This is a genomic window from Grimontia sp. AD028 (assembly GCF_000973155.1).
Classification (GTDB): domain Bacteria; phylum Pseudomonadota; class Gammaproteobacteria; order Enterobacterales; family Vibrionaceae; genus Enterovibrio; species Enterovibrio indicus.
This window is the reverse complement of the sequence record NZ_LASY01000035.1, coordinates 40,835-63,236: the sequence shown is the minus strand read 5'-3', so window position 1 is coordinate 63,236 and position 22,402 is coordinate 40,835. Positions and strand designations below refer to the sequence as shown.

General features: G+C 49.4%; 19 protein-coding genes. 9 read left to right on the top strand and 10 right to left on the bottom strand.

Features of this window, described 5'->3' with window-relative positions; genetic code table 11:
* Positions 1-4: 4 nt before the first annotated feature.
* The 4 genes from RN22_RS08880 to rlmC form a co-directional block, all read right to left on the bottom strand.
* On the bottom strand, positions 5-994 hold the full coding sequence (locus tag RN22_RS08880) for a glutathione S-transferase family protein (RefSeq protein ID WP_046303976.1): 990 nt from the start codon (positions 992-994) through the stop codon (positions 5-7).
* A 156-nt stretch (positions 995-1,150) separates the two neighbouring features.
* Positions 1,151-1,603, bottom strand: coding sequence for a hypothetical protein (locus RN22_RS08875; protein WP_046303975.1), 453 nt, complete (start codon positions 1,601-1,603; stop codon positions 1,151-1,153).
* A gap of 13 nt (positions 1,604-1,616) precedes the next feature.
* Positions 1,617-3,476 carry a S8 family serine peptidase gene (locus tag RN22_RS08870; protein ID WP_046303974.1) on the bottom strand — a complete coding sequence of 620 codons (1,860 nt, stop codon included), beginning with the start codon at positions 3,474-3,476 and terminating at the stop codon, positions 1,617-1,619.
* 496 nt (positions 3,477-3,972) lie between these two features.
* A complete protein-coding gene (gene rlmC, locus RN22_RS08865) occupies positions 3,973-5,109 on the bottom strand; it encodes a 23S rRNA (uracil(747)-C(5))-methyltransferase RlmC (protein ID WP_046303973.1) in 1,137 nt (378 codons plus the stop codon).
* Positions 5,110-5,326: 217 nt separating this feature from the next.
* Here rlmC and murQ point away from each other — a divergent pair, with 217 nt between their 5' ends.
* The 9 genes from murQ (at position 5,327) to RN22_RS08815 (ending at position 13,907) form a co-directional block, all read left to right on the top strand.
* A complete protein-coding gene (murQ, locus tag RN22_RS08860; RefSeq protein WP_046304006.1) occupies positions 5,327-6,241 on the top strand; it encodes an N-acetylmuramic acid 6-phosphate etherase in 915 nt (304 codons plus the stop codon).
* A gap of 542 nt (positions 6,242-6,783) precedes the next feature.
* A complete protein-coding gene (locus RN22_RS08855) occupies positions 6,784-7,023 on the top strand; it encodes a hypothetical protein (protein ID WP_046303972.1) in 240 nt (79 codons plus the stop codon).
* A gap of 316 nt (positions 7,024-7,339) precedes the next feature.
* Positions 7,340-8,548, top strand: coding sequence for an ammonium transporter (locus RN22_RS08850; RefSeq protein ID WP_002540709.1), 1,209 nt, complete (start codon positions 7,340-7,342; stop codon positions 8,546-8,548).
* A 362-nt stretch (positions 8,549-8,910) separates the two neighbouring features.
* Positions 8,911-9,141: a hypothetical protein gene (locus RN22_RS08845; RefSeq protein WP_039850304.1), complete on the top strand. Its 231-nt coding sequence runs from the start codon at positions 8,911-8,913 to the stop codon at positions 9,139-9,141.
* A 711-nt stretch (positions 9,142-9,852) separates the two neighbouring features.
* Positions 9,853-10,398, top strand: coding sequence for a nucleotidyltransferase family protein (locus RN22_RS08835; RefSeq protein WP_046303970.1), 546 nt, complete (start codon positions 9,853-9,855; stop codon positions 10,396-10,398).
* A gap of 83 nt (positions 10,399-10,481) precedes the next feature.
* Positions 10,482-11,186: a hypothetical protein gene (locus RN22_RS08830; RefSeq protein ID WP_231590872.1), complete on the top strand. Its 705-nt coding sequence runs from the start codon at positions 10,482-10,484 to the stop codon at positions 11,184-11,186.
* An 8-nt stretch (positions 11,187-11,194) separates the two neighbouring features.
* Positions 11,195-11,731: an RNA polymerase sigma factor gene (locus RN22_RS08825; RefSeq protein ID WP_046303969.1), complete on the top strand. Its 537-nt coding sequence runs from the start codon at positions 11,195-11,197 to the stop codon at positions 11,729-11,731.
* A complete protein-coding gene (locus RN22_RS08820) occupies positions 11,719-12,489 on the top strand; it encodes a hypothetical protein (RefSeq protein WP_046303968.1) in 771 nt (256 codons plus the stop codon). The genes RN22_RS08825 and RN22_RS08820 overlap by 13 nt, the downstream gene beginning before the upstream one ends.
* A gap of 122 nt (positions 12,490-12,611) precedes the next feature.
* Positions 12,612-13,907 carry a hemolysin family protein gene (locus tag RN22_RS08815; RefSeq protein ID WP_046303967.1) on the top strand — a complete coding sequence of 432 codons (1,296 nt, stop codon included), beginning with the start codon at positions 12,612-12,614 and terminating at the stop codon, positions 13,905-13,907.
* A 54-nt stretch (positions 13,908-13,961) separates the two neighbouring features.
* Here RN22_RS08815 and RN22_RS08810 read toward each other — a convergent pair whose 3' ends face one another.
* The 6 genes from RN22_RS08810 to RN22_RS08780 form a co-directional block, all read right to left on the bottom strand.
* Positions 13,962-15,746 (bottom strand): zinc-dependent metalloprotease family protein, encoded by a 1,785-nt coding sequence (locus RN22_RS08810; RefSeq protein WP_046303966.1) that lies wholly within the window; start codon positions 15,744-15,746, stop codon positions 13,962-13,964.
* A gap of 262 nt (positions 15,747-16,008) precedes the next feature.
* The gene (locus RN22_RS08800; protein ID WP_046303964.1) at positions 16,009-17,064 is read right to left on the bottom strand and encodes an ABC transporter ATP-binding protein; all 1,056 of its coding nucleotides are present in this window, start codon (positions 17,062-17,064) and stop codon (positions 16,009-16,011) included.
* A gap of 1 nt (position 17,065) precedes the next feature.
* A complete protein-coding gene (locus RN22_RS08795; RefSeq protein ID WP_046303963.1) occupies positions 17,066-18,313 on the bottom strand; it encodes a hypothetical protein in 1,248 nt (415 codons plus the stop codon).
* Positions 18,314-18,387: 74 nt separating this feature from the next.
* Positions 18,388-19,632, bottom strand: coding sequence for a carbohydrate ABC transporter permease (locus RN22_RS08790; RefSeq protein WP_046303962.1), 1,245 nt, complete (start codon positions 19,630-19,632; stop codon positions 18,388-18,390).
* On the bottom strand, positions 19,629-20,891 hold the full coding sequence (locus RN22_RS08785) for a carbohydrate ABC transporter permease (protein WP_046303961.1): 1,263 nt from the start codon (positions 20,889-20,891) through the stop codon (positions 19,629-19,631). The genes RN22_RS08790 and RN22_RS08785 overlap by 4 nt, the downstream gene beginning before the upstream one ends.
* A gap of 85 nt (positions 20,892-20,976) precedes the next feature.
* A complete protein-coding gene (locus RN22_RS08780; RefSeq protein ID WP_046303960.1) occupies positions 20,977-22,335 on the bottom strand; it encodes an ABC transporter substrate-binding protein in 1,359 nt (452 codons plus the stop codon).
* Between the last annotated feature and the right edge of the window lie 67 nt (positions 22,336-22,402).

The window sequence follows — 22,402 nt, the reverse complement described above, 5'->3', positions numbered from 1 at the left end:
CTCCTTACTGCGCAGTGCCGACGTTTTCACGTCCGTGCGGTGCATCGAAATCCAACGCCGGGCCAATCGGCACAATGCGGGTTGGGTTGACCGTTTCATGACTCGCGTAATAGTGCGCCTTGATGTGGTCGATATTTACTGTCTCTGCGACACCCCCGAACTGGTAGAGCTCACGAAGGTAGCCCGACAGGTTTGGGTATTCACTGATCCGGCGACGGCTGCACTTGAAGTGTCCGACATAAACAGCATCGAATCGGATAAGTGTGGTGAACAAGCGCCAGTCTGCTTCAGTAAGCTGCTCGCCCACGAGGTAGCGATTGGTCGCCAGATGCGCTTCCAGTTTGTCCAGCGCACTGAATACGTCTTCCACTGCTTCATCGTAAGCCTCCTGAGTGGTCGCAAACCCCGCGCGATACACACCGTTATTAATGTTCGGGTAGACAAAATCGTTCATCTCATCGATGGCTTCCCGCAATGCTTCTGGGTAGTAATCACCCTGAAGCGCGCCAACTTCATCAAACGCACTGTTGAGCATACGAATGATTTCTGAAGACTCATTGCTCACGATGGTTCCGGTCTTCTTATCCCAAAGCACTGGCACCGTGACACGGCCGGTGTAATCCGGTAATGCGCTCGTATACACCTGGTGCAAATAGGTGGCGCCGTTAATCGCGTCCTCGACCACATCATCACCCGGCAGGAAGGTCCATCCGTCATCACCCATAAAGCCATTGACCACCGAAATAGATATCATCGTTTCCAGCCCTTTCAGCTTTCTGAAAATCAGGGTGCGATGCGCCCAAGGGCACGCCAGTGAAACATAAAGGTGATAACGACCCGGCTCTGCTTTAAAGCCGCCTTCAACTGTTGGCCCTGCCGAACCATCTTTCGTGATCCAGTTTCGAAAGCTCGGCGCTTTTCGGGTAAAGCGTCCGTTTGTTTTGCTGGTGTCATACCAATCGGTGCGCCAAACACCGTCTACCAATAAGCCCATTGCCGTGCCTCCAAGCTGTGTAATTTGCTGATGGGCTAACAATAGGTGTTATTGAGTTGAGGGAAAACAGCAGTAAAGTGAAATGATTGTTCTTCAATTTAGAACAATTAGAAAATAAAAAAGGCCCCTTTCGAGGCCCTAAAAGAGAGGGATCAGTTACTCAGGCTTCTTCGTTTCACTGAATACCTCAAGCTGTGCCCTCAAACCTTGCGCTTCCAGATTGGAGACCAACTCAGTCAGCTCCACGCCTGATGTCGCTTTCAATACTGCGACACCACCTGCACTGGAAATCAACGACAGATCATTTTCTTTCGCCAGTGACTCCGCTGTCGTCTTGTCGGCTTTCACCAGGATCAGGCCACTGGTTTTGTGGCTAACCAAACCTGTTGCGTCCGTGAGCGTTTCGCCAGCATAGACTTTTGGCGCGTCCTCTAAACCGAAGAAACGGAGCAAAGAGAAGGCTTGTGGTGCATCCTTGTAAAAGGTTTTACCGTTGATAACGACTGCTTCTCCTTGGGGCGTTGCAACCGCCAGGTCTGCCGGTTCACCGGTTGCCATAACAAGAGCGGAAAGTAGCGCACTGCTGAGCAAAATTGCTTTAAGTTTCATTTTATTCACTCCCTTAACCTTGATGACCAATAACGCGGATTGACCAGTGATTCAGCACACCGTCAACGCTGTTGTTCCAACGAGGGAAGTAATATTCTTCCGCTTCATTTTCGCGATTGCGCAAAATCCAATAGTCGAATGCGTTGCTCACGTCAGTCACGCGAATGCGCCATTCACCTGCAGCAGGCTCACCATAGAACTTATGGCTCAACATGAGGTGATCACGGTAGCCACGGCTCTCTTCACCAATTTCCTGACCGATACCCTGAAGCAAAGAGCGGCCTACCATGCTGTTACTTGGTGACATCAACACGCTACTGGTGCCCGAAGGGGATACCAATTCAATCAAGAGATCACTCGTGCGCTCATGGTCGATATCGATTTTGACCTGCACAGACTCGACAGTAAGATTATCGTCAATCTCGATGCCGCTGCCCACCGCTTCGTTACTGGCATCAGGTACAACAACGTCTAGTGTTTCTGATTTCCACTCCGTCAGTTGCATTGGAGGCAATGCCTGATAAGTGCGTGCTTCAAACATGGCTTTATCAACATCAATCAGACCAAAACCGTAGTACGGGCTGTATTCATAACCTGCCGCATTTGCCGACCAGCCTTCCAGACCCACCACAGTTTTGTTTTCACCGGTATGCGAAACATAGTTAATCACTGTATCTACGTGGGTTTCATCGACCTTGGTGGCAGTCTTCGCCAGAATATGTCTGATATCGCGTTGCGACAGATCAGGACGCACCGTCATCAGAAGTGCTGCAGCACCGGATGCATTCGGCGCTGCAGAGGACGTGCCGTTCATCACTCCGTTGTAATTACAGTTCGGATCTTCTGCTGTTCCGCCATGAAGACCATTTCTGTCAGCCTTCTCAATGGTGTTGTAGCCTCGGTCACAACCTGTCAGGTCAGTGGTGACGTGCGCCGGTTTGTCACGACCGAATTCACCCGCTGGCGACGTCAAGAACACGTTGGCACCAACAGAGGAGTAGGAAGCAAGCAGGCCATCAGCGTTCAGTGCGCTGACCGTCATATTCCAATAGTTTGCGTTGTTGTGTGACAGATTACTGTTTTGCCAAGGCAGCCCTTGGTTTGGCGCATCTGCGGTATCGTAGTCTTTCGGCAATATGCGGTAAATGTTGTCTCCCAACATGATGGATGTGCGGCCAAAGCCATTACCTGCTGACTTCACATAGAGTGCACCTCGCCCTTGATGCGCAGTAGTGCTTTGCTCTTGATAAACGGCATCTTGTGTAGCAAGCGAAAGGTCGTTTTCCAGATCAAATGGACGGCTGAACAACACATTACTGCCGTAACTTTGGTTGAAAATACGGGCATCTGCAGAACGTGAATCCGCGCCGTGCGCTATCAACCAACTTTCAAGGGACTGCTCTTCAAGGTAATTATACCCTTTCAGGCCTGCTCGTGGTGCAACACCGCGAACCCCTTCATTGTTATTCCCAAGTGCTGCAATGATGCCCGCAACTGAAGTGCCGTGCGAAGCATCGGGATCCCAAGGTGTAGGGTCGTTATCTTTGTTCACCAAATCCCACGAGCCGGGCTTAACATTCGCTGCCAGGTCTGGGTGGGCAATTTCAAGACCATCATCAACAACAGCCACAGTAACGCCCTGCCCTTGGATACCAAACAGATGTGTTTGCCAAAGGTTCAGATCGTATCCAGTGCGTCCGCCAGTGGCAGAAAATGCTGCCTGTCCGTTATTGAGTAGATTCCACTGATGTTCAAGCAGAGGGTCTCCAGGAATCAGCCAACGGTTTTCATAATATCTGTCCGTCGCAGACGCTGCACCCGAATAAACAATGGCAGAGCCAATTGCTAGCGCAATAATCCGTTTCTTATTCATTATTAATCCCAAAAATATATAAACGATAAAAATGAGCATTTAATCAATGCTCATTTTTATTAATATCGGATCAGAACGAACGAATAAACGCCATCACAGTGAGATGACTCGCACTTTTATATCCAGAAAACAAAGCAAATGTTAGGAAATGATAATTAATTTCATATTATCCTGATTTCCAACAGTTTTCGTTACAGTGCTAAAAATCATTGCCACTGCCTTAATTTTACTAGACACCCACTGAGTCTACCAATTAAAGGACTGAGTAGAACCACGAAAAAACTGCATAGATATACTCACACCATAATTGTATGCTGATGGAATCACTTATTGCCTTCAATAGAGATATTAAGAGATGACAGATGACAGATGACAGATGACAGATGACAGATGACAGATGACAGATGACAGATGACAACGATATTTAGAAAAATTAAAAAGGAAAGTAAATAATATTTACAGTGAAGTTTTTAAAAGAAAAGGGACATATACCCCTTTATTTTCTTTCGATTAACACCATCACTTCAGCATGTTCTGTGTGTGGGAACATATCAAACCATTGCAGGCGTTTGACTGTGTAGTTCTCCCAACCATCAACATCGGCTTTCAGTGTTTCTGGATTACAACTGGAATAGATAATGTGCTTGGGTGCCAACTCACCAAGCTGTGCCACCAACTCTTTACCCAAACCACGACGGGGCGGATTGACCAGCACCAGATCAGGTGCACTGTCTTGCAGCAGCGAGAATTTCGCCGAATCAAGCGCATCAAAGCTGAGGTTGGTAATTCCCATTTCTGCCGCAGAACGCTTCGCGCTCGCAATGGCTTCCGGCTCGATTTCAATACCGGTTACAGACTCGGTCACCGACGCGCAATGCAAAGCAAAACCACCAACGCCGCAGAACAAATCCCACATGCGTTTTGGCTTAAGTTCTCTTACCCACTCACGCGCTGTCGCATAGAGTTTGGCGGCGACTTCAGGATTGGTCTGGAAAAAGCTTTTCGGACGCACTACCAGCGGTACGTCGTTGAATTGCTCGATAAGGTGTTCATCTTCTGTGAGGAAGATTTCCTCATCGCCTTCGAGGCGCGCCATGTGAACTGGCTGCAGATTGACTGACACGACACGGATTTTCGGAAACGCCTCACGAAGCCTCGCTAAGTTCGCTTCCACGCGCGGCATAGCATCGCGGCTGCGCATCACAAATCGCAGCATGAACTCGCCGGAATGTGCAGCGCGGGTCAGCAGAATGTATTTCAGCTCGCCTTTCTTTTTTGCTTTGTTATAAGGCGGAATACCGGAGGTGCGTATCCAATCCTGCAGGTGATCCAGCAATGCGGTCATGTCTTCGGTGTAGAGCGGGCAATGGGTCAGGCTGACCAGTTCAGGGTTATCTCCCAACTTTACGTCTGCACCCAACACAGGTTGATGCGCTGCACCCAGCACCACCATCTTGGCTTTGTTGCGGCAGCCCGTTTCTTTGCTCAATACCGGCGATAACCACTGCTCTGGCAAGCGGTTCTCAAACAGGGATTTCAGCGCGTTGTCTTTGTCAGCGACTTGCTGGGTGTAGGGAACTCCCCTCAACTCGCATGAACGGCACTTGTGCTGATCGAAGAATTTGCAATGCATAACGCTCTACCGCAGAAAAAGAAGGGAGAGTCTAAGCATCCTGACGAAAATGACCATTCACGTTATTACTCGTTAAAATCGAATATATTGATGGTAGAAACCAGACACATTGAAGCCCGGTTCAAGCATGGGAAAAATGCCTTTTTTCTTGAGTTTATCCCTGCGCTTCAGGAATACTGGTCGCACAAAAATCCGCTGATAAATGAGCACACTACTGATGAAAATAGATCTCACCCGACTGGTCACAGAAAGCCGTAACACTGCAAGCGCAGAAATCGACAAACTTTCCACGCTGGAAATGCTCGAAGTGATCAATCAGGAAGATCAGAAGGTGGCGCTCGCAGTGAAAGATCAACTCCCACAAATCGCCAAGACAGTAGACGCCATCACTAAAGCCTTTGCGGAGGGTGGCCGACTGATTTATATGGGTGCAGGCACATCAGGTCGTTTGGGTATTTTAGACGCCAGCGAATGTCCGCCCACCTACGGCACCAAGCCTGAACTTGTGGTGGGTTTAATTGCTGGCGGTCATCAAGCCATTTTAAAAGCGGTTGAGAACGCCGAAGACAATGTCGAACTCGGCAAGCAGGATCTGGTGGATTTGAACCTGACCGATAAAGACGTGGTGGTAGGGATTGCCGCCAGTGGCCGCACACCTTATGTACTGGGTGGGATGCACTACGCCAAATCTGTCGGCGCAACCGTAGCCGCCATTGTTTGTAACCCTGTTTGCGCAATGGCAGACGAAGCAGATATTGCCATCATCCCTGTGGTGGGACCTGAAATTGTGACTGGCTCATCGAGAATGAAAGCAGGAACGGCGCAAAAGCTGGTGCTGAACATGCTGACAACAGGCGCGATGATCCGAAGCGGCAAAGTGTACGGCAACCTGATGGTGGATGTTGAAGCCACCAACGCCAAATTGGTGCAGCGTCAGGTCAACATTGTAGTTGAAGCAACGGGCGTATCGATTGAGGAAGCAGAGAACGCACTTGCAACCTGCAATCGTCACTGTAAAACGGCCATCCTGATGATTCTGGCTGGGATAGATGCCAACGAAGCTCAGTCCAGACTGAAGAACAACGACGGATTTATCCGAAAAGCGCTACAAGGCCCTGACATGTCTCAATAGATATTTACCGTTATCAATATCCGGCAGCGTTAAAACAGCTTTCCTCGATATCCAAACGACCTGAAGATACTCGTATTCAGTGCTCATCAATGCGCTCAATTCGAGACGAATAGGCGCTCTTTTTCCGTATTCTTATTTGATTGGGCTCACAATCTAAAAGATCACATTATCCTAAGTAAAAACTTCCTTTTCTACGTGTTTAGACACACCTGTATGAATATGTGTTCACCATAGCAAAAAGTATAAAATGGTTCATAGAGCACTAATCACAACTAATAAGCCCACATCTTTCTTTGTAATATCCCTAAAAACCTTACTTACACACACTTTTAGTGTGTAAATAAAACCATTCAGACTTCAATTAATTCCCATGCCAGCAATAAGGATTAAAAGCTTTTTAAATCATCAATATAAGAAATATTTAGATTTGACATACGTTCATTCCCCTACCATTTATATATACACACTGTTTTATATATCAACGCCGTTCCAGTGGGTAACAGCCAGCATTTCAGGCACTGAAAAATCTAAAAGGAGAGTTTATGGAAATGGAATACAAACAAGCAGTAGATGTGCTCGCTCAGTTAAAAGTAGGAACAGAACTGAACAGTGCGTTAAAAAGTGAGGCCAGTGAAGTTGTCAATGGTATATTCCACAAGCATTGCACATTCGATGAGCTTTCATTTATTAGAGAGATGCTGGACACCCATAAAGTCACCCCCCAACTTCGTAATTCTTGGACAGATATCGTTTGTGATGTCTGGCAAGCGCAAGAAATATAACTGAAGATATACCCCCAAATATCACAGGGTTGCACTTTGTGGGTGCAATCCTGCCAGCTTTTTCGCACCATTATCGTGCAAACCAAAACAGTAAGCGAAGACAAACCCTCACACTTCCGCAAAGTCGAAAATTAAATAAAACAATACTTTTCATTGGGTTAAATACAATTCGCACCTAATTAGTGATGCCCTGCCCCAATATAGCGCAGTTAGGCACGTTTTGTGCTTAAAGAGCGTATACCTGAAGCCCCCTTTTAGGTAGCAGGACAATTACCTGCAATGGAAAGCAGTCTCAAGGAAGTAGAGGAATTACAAAGTGGAAAATATTAGTAGCGCGATTCAAACGCTGTCAGAAAGCGCGAACACGCTCTTCATTCTGATCGGTGCCATCATGGTATTAGCAATGCATGCAGGCTTCGCCTTTCTGGAAGTCGGTACCGTCCGTCATCGCAACCAAGTCAACGCCTTGGTGAAAATCATGTCCGACTTCGGCTTCTCAGCCCTCGCCTATTTCTTCATTGGCTACTGGGTCGCTTACGACGTTAACTTTTTCAGTAGCGCCAGTGTCTTGTCCGAAGGAAACGGTTACGAGCTGGTGAAATTCTTCTTCTTGATGACTTTCGCAGCGGCGATTCCAGCCATCATTTCCGGCGGTGTAGCAGAGCGCGCTAAGTTCTATCCTATGTTGATCGCAGCAGCAGCCATCGTCGCTTTTGTTTATCCATTTTTCGAAGGGCTGATTTGGAACGGCAACTTTGGTTTTCAGGATTGGTTAGAAACCACCTTTGGCGCCCCTTTCCATGATTTCGCCGGTTCAGTCGTGGTTCACGCTGTTGGTGGATGGATTGCACTGGCTGCCATTATGATTCTTGGCGTGCGTAAAGGCCGTTACCGTGGCGGTAAGCTGATAGCGTTTGCCCCTTCAAACATCCCATTTCTTGCGCTGGGCGCATGGATCCTGACTGTTGGCTGGTTCGGCTTTAACGTGATGTCTGCACAAACCATGGACGGTATCAGCGGTCTGGTCGCAGTGAACACCCTAATGGCCATGGTGGGTGGTATCGTCACTTCCCTTATTGCAGGTAAGAATGACCCAGGCTTCCTGCACAACGGTCCACTAGCAGGCTTAGTCGCGGTATGTGCGGGTTCTGATTTGATGCATCCAATCGGCGCACTGATTACTGGCGGTGTGGCTGGTGTGTTGTTCGTTTGGCTGTTCACCCTTATCCAAAACCGTTTCAAAATTGATGACGTGCTGGGTGTATGGCCACTTCACGGCGTTTGTGGTGTTTGGGGCGGTATCGCGGCAGGCATTTTCGGTTCAGAAGCATTGGGCGGATTAGGTGGGGTTAGCCTGATGGCTCAGATCATCGGTACCGTTGCTGGTGTGGTTGTGGCATTTGTTGGTGGTTGGATTGTTTATACTTTGGTTGAAAAAGCGGCTGGTATTCGCCTGAGCGAAGAAGACGAATATAACGGTGCTGACTTGGCTATCCACAAAATTGGCGCGACGTCCGAAGACTAATTGTTTTATTCATTTTCCCAAAGCCCTGCTAATCTGCAGGGCTTTCATGAAAATGTAATAATTACAAGATTCCGTTTGGTAACAAAGTTCATCAAACCTTCCTCCAAATTTCACTTTTTTCCCATTCTTTTCATCCGGCATAATTAAGATAAAGATCCAGAGATGCAATTACACGCATAAATCATCAATAATTCGTCTCACATTAAAAACACCCATAATATTAATTTGACAAAAATAGTTGACGAAACTTTAGATATGCGCCAACTATTAATACAACAATTATTAACAAATAGACATCTGTCTTTTGGTTATACACTTGGCACATTGGTATTAGTGGAATATTTCCCGAAAGGGGAGGGAATATGGACTTAGAATACATGCAAGCAGTAGACGTATTGGGACAGCTGCGCGTGGGTGACTCTATCAGCGATGCACTGAGAAGTGAGGCGCAATGCGTAACCCGTGAAATCTTTGATAAATATCGGGACCGCTGCGACGTCGAATCGATTGAAGGGCTACTGTTTGATAATGAAGTGAGTACCCAATTAAGAAACACATGGACAGATGCAATATGCGATGTGTGGCTTAATTAAGTCCATTTTCTGTTATCCCTATCATGTCTTAGAGCAAGCAAGTATCCTCGAAGGCTGAAATAGAAATAGTGCAGAGCCTCACTGCTAACGCATAAAAAGTGGAGCCCTTAGTGGGCTCTATTTATTTTTCTTCACTCTAAGAAATGCTTCAATCTGTGCTGGATTCTGATCGGCTTTTCAGCTTTCTAAACCTTACTCCCAGAAAACTTCCAGTCTCTTTTCACTCTATTCCTATATCCAGAGCTGGAGATGTAGCCATCCACTTATCCAAAACAGTTTTTATCTTCAATTAAAATAGAATGAAAAAACACCTAAACAATCCATGGCCCCTTCTTTGACCTTTCTTCTCAAACGCTGTCCGAACCCAACTGTTTATATACCCAAATAACCTGAAGATGCAGGATTCAGCGAGATTGACTGGCGTTGTGATCGCGACGTCCCTTTGTAGGTGTAGTCACCTCCATCAAAAAGGGACAACAAAGAGCACGACGTCAGTCAACTCGCCCGAAGGGAGGCCCTCAATGCGCCCACTTCTTCGTTAAATTCCACGGAAATAGAATGACTATTCCTCGTGAAATTTGCCTCGAATTGAACGCATTGATGACCTCTGAATACGAGCATCTTCAGGTTACTTGGGTATACATGGCTAACATTCTTTACCGACTTCAGTGGTAATATATCCACATTAGTCATTTTCTATTCCCTAACATTATGCAAACCATCATTGACTGGATTCAAGAAGACGCCTTACGCATGCAGGCGATCAAGGTGGTTCACTCTCTCAAATTACCCAACGGTTATCTCGCCGCGGGCTTTGTCCGTAATCTGGTTTGGGATCGCCTGCACCACAAAGAGAACGCCACCCCGCTCAATGATGTGGATGTGATTTATTTCAATGAAAATGAAACTGATGAGCGTGCCTACCTGTCGTACGAAGCGAAGTTAAATGCATTGATGCCAGCACTTAACTGGCAGGTTCGCAATCAAGCTAGAATGCACACGAGAAATGGCGACCAGCCTTATCAGGATATCTTGGACGCCATGGGTTTTTGGCCAGAGCAGGAAACCGCCGTGGCTGTCCGGCTCACTGACGATGGCGTACTAGAGTGTGTTTCCTCTTTCGGATTTGAGTCTCTTTTCGCGTTAAAAATCACGCCTAATCCCAAGCGCGATATCACCCTCTTCCACCAGCGCATTCAGTCTAAAAATTGGCTCTCATATTGGCCAAAATTAACCGTGGAAAAAAGTTTCGAATAACCTGCATCCAATCCCCCTTTCCCGCCGTCTCTTTCTCTGACAGCGCTGTCTCATGATGTCAAAAACAATGAGAAGGAAATCCCATGTACAAACACATGCTTGTCGGCACTTTGTTGGCGCTTCCAGCGCTGGCTATTGCCGCAGACAACACTGTCAACACCGCTGCAGGTGAGATTTTTGTCGACCCGAACGGACACTCGCTCTACACCTTCAGCAAAGACAAAAAGGATAGATCCATCTGTAATGGCGACTGCGCAGCAAAGTGGCCCCCCCTTCCAGTCAATCCAGCGACAGAAATGTTGTATGGCAGTCAATCTGGATTCAGCGTTATTCGTCGCGACGATGGCAGTGAACAATGGGCTTATCAGGGCGCACCGCTTTACCGTTGGTTTAAAGACATGAAGGCAGGCGATATCGAAGGAGCAGGTATCAAAGGTGTTTGGCCTTTAGCGCGTGCCGATGATGTGACAGTCCGACTATATAACGATGATAACCGCCGCTATCTGGTGGATGGCAACAATTTTACCCTCTATACCTTTGATAACGATGAAAAGGGTATCTCCAACTGCTATGGCAACTGCGCCGCTTATTGGCCACCCGCTTTGGTGGACACGCAGAACATGGCATCACTGACATTGTCCGGTGATTTTGGGGTAACAGAGCGCAAGGATGGGAACGTTCAGTGGACATACAAAGGTATGCCGCTTTACCGATGGATTAAAGATACCGCGCCGGGTCAAACGACAGGAGACGGCGTGAAGAACATCTGGCACATGGTGCCGCTATGAGGTGATATTTGAGTCTCGATACCAAGGAAGTCGGTGAGCTACTCTCCCGCATTGCACTGAAAGATCGGAGCGCATTTGAAGCGCTCTATTCGCTTACTGGTTCACGTCTTTATCATTTGCTGGTAACCATCGTCAAAGACGAAGGATTGGCTGCAGATTTACTGCAGGAGGGGTTTCTGAAACTCTGGTTCAGACAGCACAGTTACCCTATTGAATACCCTTGGGCCTGGCTATGTCAGAGTATGCGTAACCTCGCCATTGATGAACTGAGAAAGGCACGCTACTCAAAGGAAGTGTCGGTCTCTGACCCCATGTCAGAGGCCGACAAAGGTCTGGCAACACTGGAAAACGGCGCTCATCCCGAGCACCAGAAGCTAAGCTACTGCCTGCAGGCTCTCACACCAGAAAAGCGCAGTGTCATCGTCCTCGCCTATGAGCACGGCATGAGCCATGAAGAAATTGTCGAACATGTAAAATCTCCACTGGGAACAGTGAAATCCTGGATTCGACGCGGACTGATGGAGCTGAAGCGATGCCTAAATTAACCGTTGCCAAGCGCTACCAATCTACGGAGTTAAGAGACAGGCTCGCCGCTGAATATGTCCTCGGCACGCTCACACCCAACGCCCAGCGTCGTCTGGAATGTTTGATGAATCAGGACCCAAGTTGGTGGGAACACATTGAGCACTGGCAGCAGCATTTTGCCGGTATCACCCCTTCTATCGATGCACATTTAGAGTGGGAGTTTGCCCAACCGCCTGAGCGGGTTTGGCGCAATATCGACGCCGCCGTTAACCCCCAACGTGAAGTAGCCAGAACTGCAGCGAAAGCGCCTTGGTGGAATGCGGTCATCATGCCTTTATCACTGGCCTTTTCGCTGGTGATGGGTGTGCTGATAAGTCCGAGCATCATGCCTCCAGAGGCTCCAAAGAAAGGGCCGATTATTGTTCAGCCTGCTAACTACTTTGCTTTGATGTCCTCTGAACAAGAACACAATCTGTTTGCCATTGTGGCGTATCGCGGATTAGGGGATGCGAAGTCGACACTGCGTCTGCAGCGGAACCTGCGCGAATCGGAGTTACCGCCGGAAACGGCCACTGTGTGGATGCGGGACAAAGAAAGTGGAAAAGTGACCCGCATCGACACGCTGAGAAACATTAATGACACCCGCTTTATGTCGACTGTGGAATGGAAGCAATTGCAGAACAGTTCAGAGCTGATTGTCACCATTGGTGAGACGCCGGACAGTCAAGTGCTATACCGCGGCCGTTGCGTTGAGCTGAGTAATTGGAACGCCATTTAAAAGCTTGTCAGGGGGCGCGCCGTCGCCTCCTGCTCTTCATTTAAAATACGGTGATTAATCACATTTCCAGATACGAATGCATCATATTCTGAAGCTGACTTCTTCATTAGATTCAGGACAATATGGACGTATTACTGCTCGCTGGTTTAATTGCGATTAACGGCTTGTTTGCCATGTCGGAGATCGCGCTTGTCGCCGCCAAAACCAGCCGACTGAAACGCATGGCGGAAACCCGAAAAGCCGCCTCAGTGGCGCTTTCCCTCAAAGAAAATCCCAACACCTTCCTTTCCACCATCCAAATCGGTATCACGGTTATCGGGCTTTTGAGCGGTATTGTCGGTGAAGCCACACTCTCCAAACCTTTCGCAGCGTTTCTCGTTTCAGCTGGCATGCACATCGAAACGGCAGATTATCTCTCGACCGCTTCCGTGGTGCTTGGCATTACCTATTTTGCCATCGTCGTGGGTGAGCTGGTGCCAAAGCGTATCGCGCAGTCTCATGCTGAAACTATCGCCGTTCTGGTTGCTCGTCCCATCCGCTGGATTTCTATTATTACCCGGCCGTTTGTGGTGACGCTGAGTGTCTCAACGCAAACATTGCTGAAAGGTCTTGGTGTGCGCGAAGACAGCGAAGAAGCGGTGACAGAAGATGATATTCAGGCCATCCTCAATGAAGGTTCGGAATCGGGCGCGATAGAGCCACGTGAACAGACCATGATCCGCAACATTCTGCACCTCAATGATCGACTGGTCAGCTCGCTGATGACACCACGCCGCGACATCGATTATCTCGACATCAACCAGCCTGTCGATCAAGTTCTGGCGCGCATCCGAAGTACCAAGCACAGCGTTTTCCCGATCTGTCGTGGCAATCTGGATAACGTCATCGGCACGGTTTCTTCGAAACTGCTGCTGAACCATGTCGGCGACATCAACACCACCGTCATTGCCAAATTGCTTAAACGCCCTATGTATGTCCCAGAGTCGATGAAAGGACTAACGCTGCTCGATTACATGCAGCGCCAAGGGGCAGAAATGGCGTTCATTGTTGATGAATACGGCGACATTCAAGGGCTGGTTACCCACTATGATTTGCTGGAAGCGATTGCCGGTGAGCTCTCGCTCTCACCACAGGATTTGTGGGCGCAAGATCTGGAAGAAGGTGGCTGGGTGATGGACGCGTTGATCCCTTTGAACGAGTTGAAAGACCGGCTTGGGGTTTCGACTTTGGAGGGCGAAGAAACGGAAGGTTTCCAAACCCTGAATGGCATGTTGAGTTGGCTGGCCGAGCGGGTGCCTGGAGAGGGAGAGGTGCTAGTCCATCAAGGCTGGCGCTTTGAGGTCCTTAAGGTTAAGCACAATCGCGTGGCCAAGGTAAAAGTGACACAAGAGCAAGCAGAAACCGACGTGGAAATTTAACCAACAAAAAGCCCTCCAAACGTTGGAGGGCTTTTTCTATACAAAGGAAACAGCTTAGTTGTATCCCGACACTTGCTTCGAGAAGTTATTCATCGCTTTCACACCGTCGATCTGGTTCTCAAAACCCAGCGGCAGTTTGGTATTCGGAGAAAGCTTTTCTGGCGTCGAAAAATACGGGATAGCATTGCCACCCATCACAGTGCGTTCTGCAGAGTAACCAACCGCGATATTGCGTGCCAAATCCGGCGTCAGTACACCATGATTCAGTCCCATGTTATGTCCCAGTTCATGGCGCATGACATCGGTTCCACAGTTAAGCGAGCCCGACGCCACCATGTTGAAACGGCTGGATTTCACATACGCTAAGCCGCAACCACTTTCTGTACCCTCATAGTAAATCGCGTCCGCTTTCAGGGCATCACGTCGTTGCTGGGCAACTGGGTTTGAGCGTATTTCGCGCAGCACATCACCAAGTCTCAGCCAGGTATCCGGCGTCTGGAATTTCTCAAGAGAAACCATGCGGAAACGGAAATTCGCCCCTGAATTCAACAGCGCTTCATTGGTTTTCACGAAGCCTTCCACCAAACGAGCACGTGATTTGGTTTCGCCAATTTTCTGCACGTTTCGATGGCTGTAGTAAGCCAGTAAATCGATGGTGACGGTTTCGCGTTCCCAGTTTCCACTACCATTGACGACAAAGGTTGCCCATTCGCCACGGTACAGTCTGTTTGGGCTCATACCCTGCCCTGATACCACAAACGACCAAGCGGCATCCGTTTTCACGTGAACGCGGGTGCCTTCGCCACGGTTTGGCAATTTCAAATCCCGAACCCAATTGGCATTGGAAAAGTAAACGTGCGTATCAGGCGCAGTGATATTGAGCTCGCCGTTTTTCACATCACGTGCATTCAGGCGTACTTCTGGACTCTTATACAAGCTCCACAGATTGCGGTCACCACGATAAACAAACACATACTCCTGACCGTTTCTGAGCGTCAGAGGCGCGCCCACATTGGTACGGGTATTCATAATGGTGGCATTCCAGTCAGCGCGAGAGCGAATGGCCACTGTGTCCCCTTCCTTTCCTTGTCTGGGCAAGGAAATGTTGCCGATGTAGTTAGCATTGGCAAACTGCACCACTGTCATTGGTGAGTAAGGGGTTGGAACCACACCGTCTTTAATATCACGCGCATTGATAAAGCGCTCCGGTGCAGACTTAAAGAACCATTTTTTATACTGCTTGTTGTAGACCAACACGTATTTGTCTTTGGTGCGGATAGAAGCCGTACTCTTGGTTCCCAATTGCGCATCATCAATGCGTGATGTCCACGACGCGTTGGACGTGATCACTATGCCCTGAAGCTGATTAACGTTTTCAGGCAGTTTCACCGCCCGCGTCCAGTTACTGTTATACATGTGATAACGAACAAAACGCTGTCCCGCATCGTTCTTGATGGTATCCCCCACCTTGTTTGGCGTCTGGAAATCCATGTCCATACCCCACGCTTTGGTGGCAGCATCATAGCGGAACGTCACCGAGTCATTGGTGTAGAGATAAACGGTTTCAAAATCCAGAGAGTCATGACTGATTGAAGAGGTATAACCCGCATTAGAAACCAGATTCACAATGGTTTTGTCCTGGGGCGCTGTGGGGAATTTTATCTCGCCCACCCAGTTTCCGTTGTAAGTCGTAAAAGTGATGTTGTTGTCGTTATTCGGCAATTGCCCATCGGGAAAATCCTTTGCCGTATAATTTCCTGCCAATGCCGTTGCAGAAAAAAGCGCCACGCCAAGGCTCGCCACAATCCCTATATCTCTTTTTAGATGTTTAAGATTCATCAAATATCCTTTTATTTTTATCAATATCAGTCAGTGTGTTTCCCTGACTTAGAGAAAAGGTTATTCAATTAATCATGATAAATTTGTTTATGAAGTGAGATGAGTAAGAATATCAGTACTTTTCTGCCACTGAAGTGGCAAAAAAAGCCCGGCATCCAAGGAGAAAATGCCGGGGGAGTGTTTTGCAGTTCACTGGAAGAAAGAACCGCATCAAATGGAGAATGTGTGCCTTCAGTAAACTCGAAAAACCGAAGACACTTGATCATGATTGCGCGACAGATAATCCTTCCGCGTCGAAGAAGTGCAGCTTGTTGGTATGGAACTGGAGACCCACGTTGTCGCCAGCTCTTACCTCGCTTTCCCCATCGGTGCGAACGGTTATTTTGCCGAGCTCACCACAATCAACAACTACATAGATATCCGCACCAAGGTATTCAGTCACATCTACGATGCCCTGACAGTTACCTTCTTCCGGAGAAACCAGATTTATGGCCTCTGGACGGATGCCAAGCTGGGTTGCAGAACGTGAGTACGAATATGCCCCGCCCTTGCCTCCTGCCAGCCCATATTCTCCCCCTTCTGTCACGCAGGGCATGATGTTCATCTTAGGGCTGCCGATAAACTGCGCGACAAAGAGGTTCGCAGGGTGGTCGTACAAGGTTTTCGGACTACCAATCTGCTCAATCACACCGCCTTGTAGGACGACAATTTTGTCGGCAAGGGTCATCGCTTCTACCTGATCGTGTGTCACGTAAATCATGGTGGATTGCAAAGACTGGTGAAGCTTGGCGATTTCGTAACGCATTTCCACACGAAGCGCTGCGTCCAGATTCGACAAGGGTTCATCAAACAGGAACGCTGTTGGGTCTCGGACGATAGAGCGACCAATCGCAACACGCTGTCGCTGACCGCCGGAAAGGTGTCTTGGACGACGGTCGAGATAATCCTCAAGCTTGAGCACTTGCGCTGAATAATTCACTTTTTCGTCGATTTCAGACTGCGGACGCCCTTGGGTTTTCAGGCTAAAACCCATGTTGTCGCGCACTGTCATGTGTGGATAAAGCGCATAGCTCTGAAACACCATGGTCAAGCCGCGTTTGGCTGGCGGTTGATCTGTCATGTCAGTGCCGTCAATCAAGATCTGCCCGCGGCTGGTTTCTTCAAGGCCAGCAATCATGCGAAGCAGCGTAGACTTGCCGCAACCCGAAGGCCCAACAAAAATCACCAACTCGCCCTCTTCTACAGAGAGATCGATTCCCTTTATGACCTGCGTCTCCCCATACCATTTTTCGACGTTGTTCAGTTGAATTGAGCCCATGTCAGCCTCCTGCTATGTCAGACAGCGACCAGGAAAGCCAAACGGCTGCTGTCCAAGTAAAATGCCCGCCGCCTGCCGGCGTTCCGTTGTCCGGATTGAAGTATTCGGCGAAGCCATAATTTGCAATCAAACTCGCGGTTTGCTGGCGCACTGCCCGCGCGAGTGTGATATGTCCTTGCTCTTCCAGTCCCCAGCCAATCAACGCGTTCATGATGGCCCACACAGGGCCGCGCCAATAACGCATAGCGTCGTATTTCTCTCCTGCCGGATCATAGCTCGGCACAATGTAATGCCCATTCGCAAGGATGCGCTCGAGATGGTGCACCATTTCCGGGCTTTCAATGCCTGCGTACCAGCAAAGGAATGAAGCATTTGACAGACTCCCCGCGAACTTGCCGTTTCGTAGATTCACGCTGTCGAATGCGTTAATCTCTCTGTTCCAGATTTGTTTGCAGCCTGCTTCCAGCGTGGCGATCCAGCCTTCAATCTCGGAGATATCCTCACCTAACAATCTTCCGATCTCCGCTAAATCACGGTGGCCACGAAGCAAGGTAAAGTGAAGACTCGGATCAGCGACCCGAAACGGACTGGTTTGCTCTATCACCTTCTCATCCCAGCCGCAGTCACGACCTAAGTACAAAAGCGATAAATAGCGGTCGTAATCCAGCTTGGTCGGGCGCATCGACGCGTCCACATGAGACGTATCACGACGCTTGTATTCGCCGACGTGAGAGATATCAATCGCCTGTGAGGCTTCATCCCAATCCGGCGCATTATCGCGGCCACTCTCCCAAGGGTGCGTGCTTGCCACCACGCCGGATTCCGCGCGGCAGGCCATGTACCAGCGGTGCCATTTGACCAACGCTGGATAAATGGCTTTAAGTTTCTCCAGACCGAGTGCTTCATCACGCTGATAAATCTTGTGCGCAAAGGTTGCCACCAGTGGCGGTTGGCTGATACCTGACGACGCAACTGGCCCTTTTCCACCCCAAACCTCCGGCCCCGGAAAGTAACCTTCATCAGGTTGGTGGAAAACAATGTGCGGCACCATGCCGTTATCCCACTGGGCAGTCAGTAAGGTTTCAATTTCCTGCCAGGCGCGCGGTAAGTCGAAGGTTGAAAAGCCCAATGCCGCAAAGGCGCTATCCCAGTTCCACTGATAAGGGTACAAACCGGCCGTGGGTATGGTGTAACCGCCTCGATCGTTATCTGTCAGTATGTCGATGGCTTGTTTATCCAGAGCTTCCATAATCAAATTCCCAAAATTTTAAGCTGTTGGCCGAAAGGCGCTTTACCGCGAATCCCGCACCTTAGGGCGTATCGTTATTTCACCGATCCCGCCGTCAGGCCTTTCACCATAAACCGCTCAAGACCCAAGAAAATCATCATGATAGGCACGGTTGCAATCACTGCCCCAGCCATCAAATGCTGACGGGGTATTTCCGAGCTGTTGAGCATGGCGACCCCGCGGGTCAGAGTGAATTTGGATGGATCGTCGAGCAACATGAAAGCAAGCAGGAATTCATTCCACGCGATCATAAAGACGTACAGCGATACAGATGCCATGGCGGGCAAACTGAGTGGCAGCGTGATTTTCAGAATCACTTTGAGACGTGACAGCCCATCCATCAGACCCGCTTCCTCCACTTCTGCTGGCAATCCGCGGAAGTAGCCCTGCAGCATATAGAGCGCCACAGGAATCGTGGTCACCGGATAAATCAGCAGAATGCCAAACAGGGAATTGCGAAGGCCCAACATGCTGAATCCGATATAGATAGGCAGCGCGAGAACGATCATCGGCACCATATAAATCAGCAGAATCGAGCGGGACATCGCCGCTTGACCTCGGAAACGGAGACGGGCAACGGCATAGGCTCCCGGCACGCTGAAAAGCAAAGTGACAATCACGGTCGCGACCGACACGCTGAAGGAAGTCAGCAGGTATTCGCCGAAATTGAACTGCTCAAAAAGTTCGACATAAGAGCGGAACAGACCCAATCCTTTGTCGAGATCCAGGCTGAAATCGAGTGGATTGGCCAGCAGCGCTTGCTGGCTTTTCAGACTGGTCATTACCATCACATAGAAAGGCACTGCCACGATGATGATGAAAAACAGGTAGCCGAACCAATACATGAAGTTGATGATCGCACTTTCAAATTCATGGCGATCCAGCCATCCCTCCGGGGTTTCCACCAGCATGCGAGAGAGCGGCCAGACGGTGAAAAGTGCCATGACAACAAATGCCACAGCCTGCGACGACGTATGCTCAGCCAGCGAAATAGTGAACGGTGTGCCAAGTGTCAGCACCATGAATATCAGCAAATAGACGGTGGTGGCGCTGACCACCAAAGACGTACCTTCAAGACGGTGTTGCATGCGAAGCACATACACTGCGCACACTGCACCAGCCAGAAGGGAAATCCACACATAAGGTGCCACACCCGCACCGGTCATCAATGCCAGCGCCACCGTCACGGTAATGGCGGCGCTGATGCCCCAGCCAGCGCCGATGACTGCGGCAACCAAGTCTGCCTGGCGATACCAGCGTTTTTCTGAAGCCGTCATCATAAACCCTCCTCACGGCTGACATAGCGGAAGAAGAAGAACGAAAAAATCAGCAAGCAGACGAAGATCACCACAGCCACAGCTGCACCCGCGCCAATGTTCGAAAGTGCAAAGGCTTGCTCATACACATTCACTGTTAGCGTTCGCGTCCCGGCATTACCGCCGGTGAGCAGGAAGATGTCGTCGAACTTGTTGAAGGTCCAGATAAAGCGCAGCAGGAAAAGGACCGACAGAATGCCAAGCAACTGGGGAATCGAGAGATACCAGAATTGCTGGAAGGGCGACGCGCCATCCATCCGGGCGGCTTCATACATGTCCGCATCAATCGACTGCATCCTTGCCAGAATGAATAGGAAGGAGAGCGGGAAGTAACGCCAGATCTCAAACACTGTCACACTGAGCAGTGCCAACGGCTTTTCGCCAAAGAAGTTAATAGGTTCAGTGATCGCGCCCATTTGAATCAAAAGCGCGTTGGCCGAACCGGAAAACGGGTCAAACAGTGTCACCCAAGTAAAGGCAACAGCAATCACGGGCGCAACATAAGGAAACAGCATCAAGCCACGAATGAAGCCCTGACCTTTGAATGTTTTGTTCAGCAGCAGCGCCGCCATCATACCGACAACAAGTGCGCCAATGGTGCCGAAAACCGTGTAGAAAATGGTCACCCAGAGGACTTCGATAAACTCATCACTGTCGAACACCTTGGTGAAGTTGTCGAACGTGAAGCTGGTATTAAAGAGGTCTGAACTACTGATACCTGCCATTTCCGCCGGATAATCACGCATTCCCACGGGGTTGGCGATATAGGCTTCTTCGACCACAACCGGGATTTGCATACGCTCTTTGTAGCCCGGCTCCCAATCTCCGAGCTCACAGAAAATTTCTCGGCCATTCAGGGTGCAGTTATCAGGTACAGATTGTGCGATAAGGCCTTCTGGAAGGACATCACGTAGCGTGACGCTCTCAATCGCCTTTTCCTTTGAACGGTTCGTCAGGCGATATTCGATTTTGATTTCGTCTCCCGCCGCTTTGGGCTTGCCACGGAAGCGCTCGTAGACATTCGGCTCGACGGGTCGCAAATCGGCTAATTCAATCGGCTTGGCACTGATCCAGAAGATAGACAGCAATGGAAGCAGAACCACTAACGCGACCGAAATCAAAGTCGGCGACAACAGGCCCCATGCCAGCCGGGTTTCCCGTTTTTGTAGCGGTCCGACACCCTTGGGCGGCTCAGGTTTTACAGTGTTAATTGATTCGCTCATCCCAGTTCCTTGGATATGACTTCCCCGTCAGGAGCGGATTTCTCCGCTCCCGTTGGGTGATTGTGTTCGGGAATGAATGCGTCGCTTAGTAAAGCTCAGCCAGTGCTTTATTCATGGCATCGACCGTGGCAGAAGCATCACGCGTGCCGTCGATGTATTCGCGCACCAGTCGATTGATCACTTGGCTATTGATAACCTTCGATGCCAGCGCCAGTTTGTCTTCCGCCACACCCCAACGTTGCGCGTTGTTCAAGCCACCAACGATTTCATCAATCATTTCGGCTTCATACAGCTCAGACAGAGGCGTTTTACGGTCAACACCAACCGGCAGTTTTGACCACGCTTCGGTATAAAGTGTCGCGTTATCTTCGGTGCCGCTGCGAACGGGGAACTTGCCTTCTGGCGCAATCGACAACGTATTGGTGTAACCATCACTCATGGAGTAACGGACGAAAGCCATGGCATTGTCGATGTCTGCATCTGTCGTGATACCGAAGTAACGTACATCACCCCATGCGGCACCTTCCGGATTAGATGGACCAGAGAAACGGGTCACGATACCGGTTTTTGAAGCCAATTCGCGACTGGTTGGATCGTCATTAATCGTTGGTGGCGCGCTATCACGCAGACCTGCCAGCTCATCAAGAATGAATGGAGACCAGATGATCATCGCTGCTTTGCCGCCAAAATACAGCTCTCGGGATTGCTTCCAGTAGAGCTCACCATCTGGCGAGGCATCAGCAATCGCTTTGTAGAATTCCAGCACTTCGATGGTTCTCTTCTTATCCAGTTGCTGAATGCCGTCTTTGTTCACTGGTGTCACGCCATTGGCGAGGAAAACATGCTCAAGCACCTGACTCATGAAGTTTTCGTCCACCTTAGTCGCCGCCACAAAGCCGAACATGTTTGGCGGGTTATGAAGTTTTTCGATCGCTTTCAGCACGTTTTCATAGGAATCCGGCGCAGCCAGTTTGTTGGCATCAAACAGGTCTTTGCGGTAAACGAGCATTTGCGTCCAGCCATCAACAGGCACCGCGGCATATCCATCTTCCACCGTCGCCATTTCCAGTGCGCCCGGTGCAAAAGTATCAACGCCCAGCTCTTCAATCACTTCTGTGGCGGCATTCGCATCCAGAATGCCAGCTTCTGACCATGGGAGTGTGTATTGCAAAGTGTGGTAAATCACGTCAGGTAGATCACCGGCAGAGAAAGCCGCGGTCGCACGGGTACCAAGATCACTCTCAGTCACCGGAATTACTTCAACCTTGGTACCGGTCAGCTTTTCGAAGTCTTTCGCCATCTCTTGTTGACGCTCCAGACGCTCTGGCTGCTCTTCCGTTGTCCAGAACCGGATGGAGTCGGCATATACCGATGAGGCGCCAAACATCGCTGTTATCACGATACCCGCCAGCCAACGGCGCTTGCCAGTCTGCTGATTGTTCATGGTTTACTCCTTTTTGTGCGCGTTCATTACGTCGTCTAATACCCGCCGCTTACCAAAGCGTAGTATG

What these genes read in the sequence shown, in the direction of transcription:
- RN22_RS08880 (WP_046303976.1), bottom strand. Translation starts at nt 994, where the DNA reads ATGGGCTTATTGGTAGACGGTGTTTGGCGCACCGATTGGTATGACACC.
- RN22_RS08875 (WP_046303975.1), bottom strand. Translation starts at nt 1,603, where the DNA reads ATGAAACTTAAAGCAATTTTGCTCAGCAGTGCGCTACTTTCCGCTCTT.
- RN22_RS08870 (WP_046303974.1), bottom strand. Translation starts at nt 3,476, where the DNA reads ATGAATAAGAAACGGATTATTGCGCTAGCAATTGGCTCTGCCATTGTT.
- rlmC (WP_046303973.1), bottom strand. Translation starts at nt 5,109, where the DNA reads ATGCATTGCAAATTCTTCGATCAGCACAAGTGCCGTTCATGCGAGTTG.
- murQ (WP_046304006.1), top strand. Translation starts at nt 5,327, where the DNA reads ATGAAAATAGATCTCACCCGACTGGTCACAGAAAGCCGTAACACTGCA.
- RN22_RS08855 (WP_046303972.1), top strand. Translation starts at nt 6,784, where the DNA reads ATGGAAATGGAATACAAACAAGCAGTAGATGTGCTCGCTCAGTTAAAA.
- RN22_RS08845 (WP_039850304.1), top strand. Translation starts at nt 8,911, where the DNA reads ATGGACTTAGAATACATGCAAGCAGTAGACGTATTGGGACAGCTGCGC.
- RN22_RS08835 (WP_046303970.1), top strand. Translation starts at nt 9,853, where the DNA reads ATGCAAACCATCATTGACTGGATTCAAGAAGACGCCTTACGCATGCAG.
- RN22_RS08830 (WP_231590872.1), top strand. Translation starts at nt 10,482, where the DNA reads ATGTACAAACACATGCTTGTCGGCACTTTGTTGGCGCTTCCAGCGCTG.
- RN22_RS08820 (WP_046303968.1), top strand. Translation starts at nt 11,719, where the DNA reads ATGCCTAAATTAACCGTTGCCAAGCGCTACCAATCTACGGAGTTAAGA.
- RN22_RS08815 (WP_046303967.1), top strand. Translation starts at nt 12,612, where the DNA reads ATGGACGTATTACTGCTCGCTGGTTTAATTGCGATTAACGGCTTGTTT.
- RN22_RS08810 (WP_046303966.1), bottom strand. Translation starts at nt 15,746, where the DNA reads ATGAATCTTAAACATCTAAAAAGAGATATAGGGATTGTGGCGAGCCTT.
- RN22_RS08800 (WP_046303964.1), bottom strand. Translation starts at nt 17,064, where the DNA reads ATGGGCTCAATTCAACTGAACAACGTCGAAAAATGGTATGGGGAGACG.
- RN22_RS08795 (WP_046303963.1), bottom strand. Translation starts at nt 18,313, where the DNA reads ATGGAAGCTCTGGATAAACAAGCCATCGACATACTGACAGATAACGAT.
- RN22_RS08790 (WP_046303962.1), bottom strand. Translation starts at nt 19,632, where the DNA reads ATGATGACGGCTTCAGAAAAACGCTGGTATCGCCAGGCAGACTTGGTT.
- RN22_RS08785 (WP_046303961.1), bottom strand. Translation starts at nt 20,891, where the DNA reads ATGAGCGAATCAATTAACACTGTAAAACCTGAGCCGCCCAAGGGTGTC.
- RN22_RS08780 (WP_046303960.1), bottom strand. Translation starts at nt 22,335, where the DNA reads ATGAACAATCAGCAGACTGGCAAGCGCCGTTGGCTGGCGGGTATCGTG.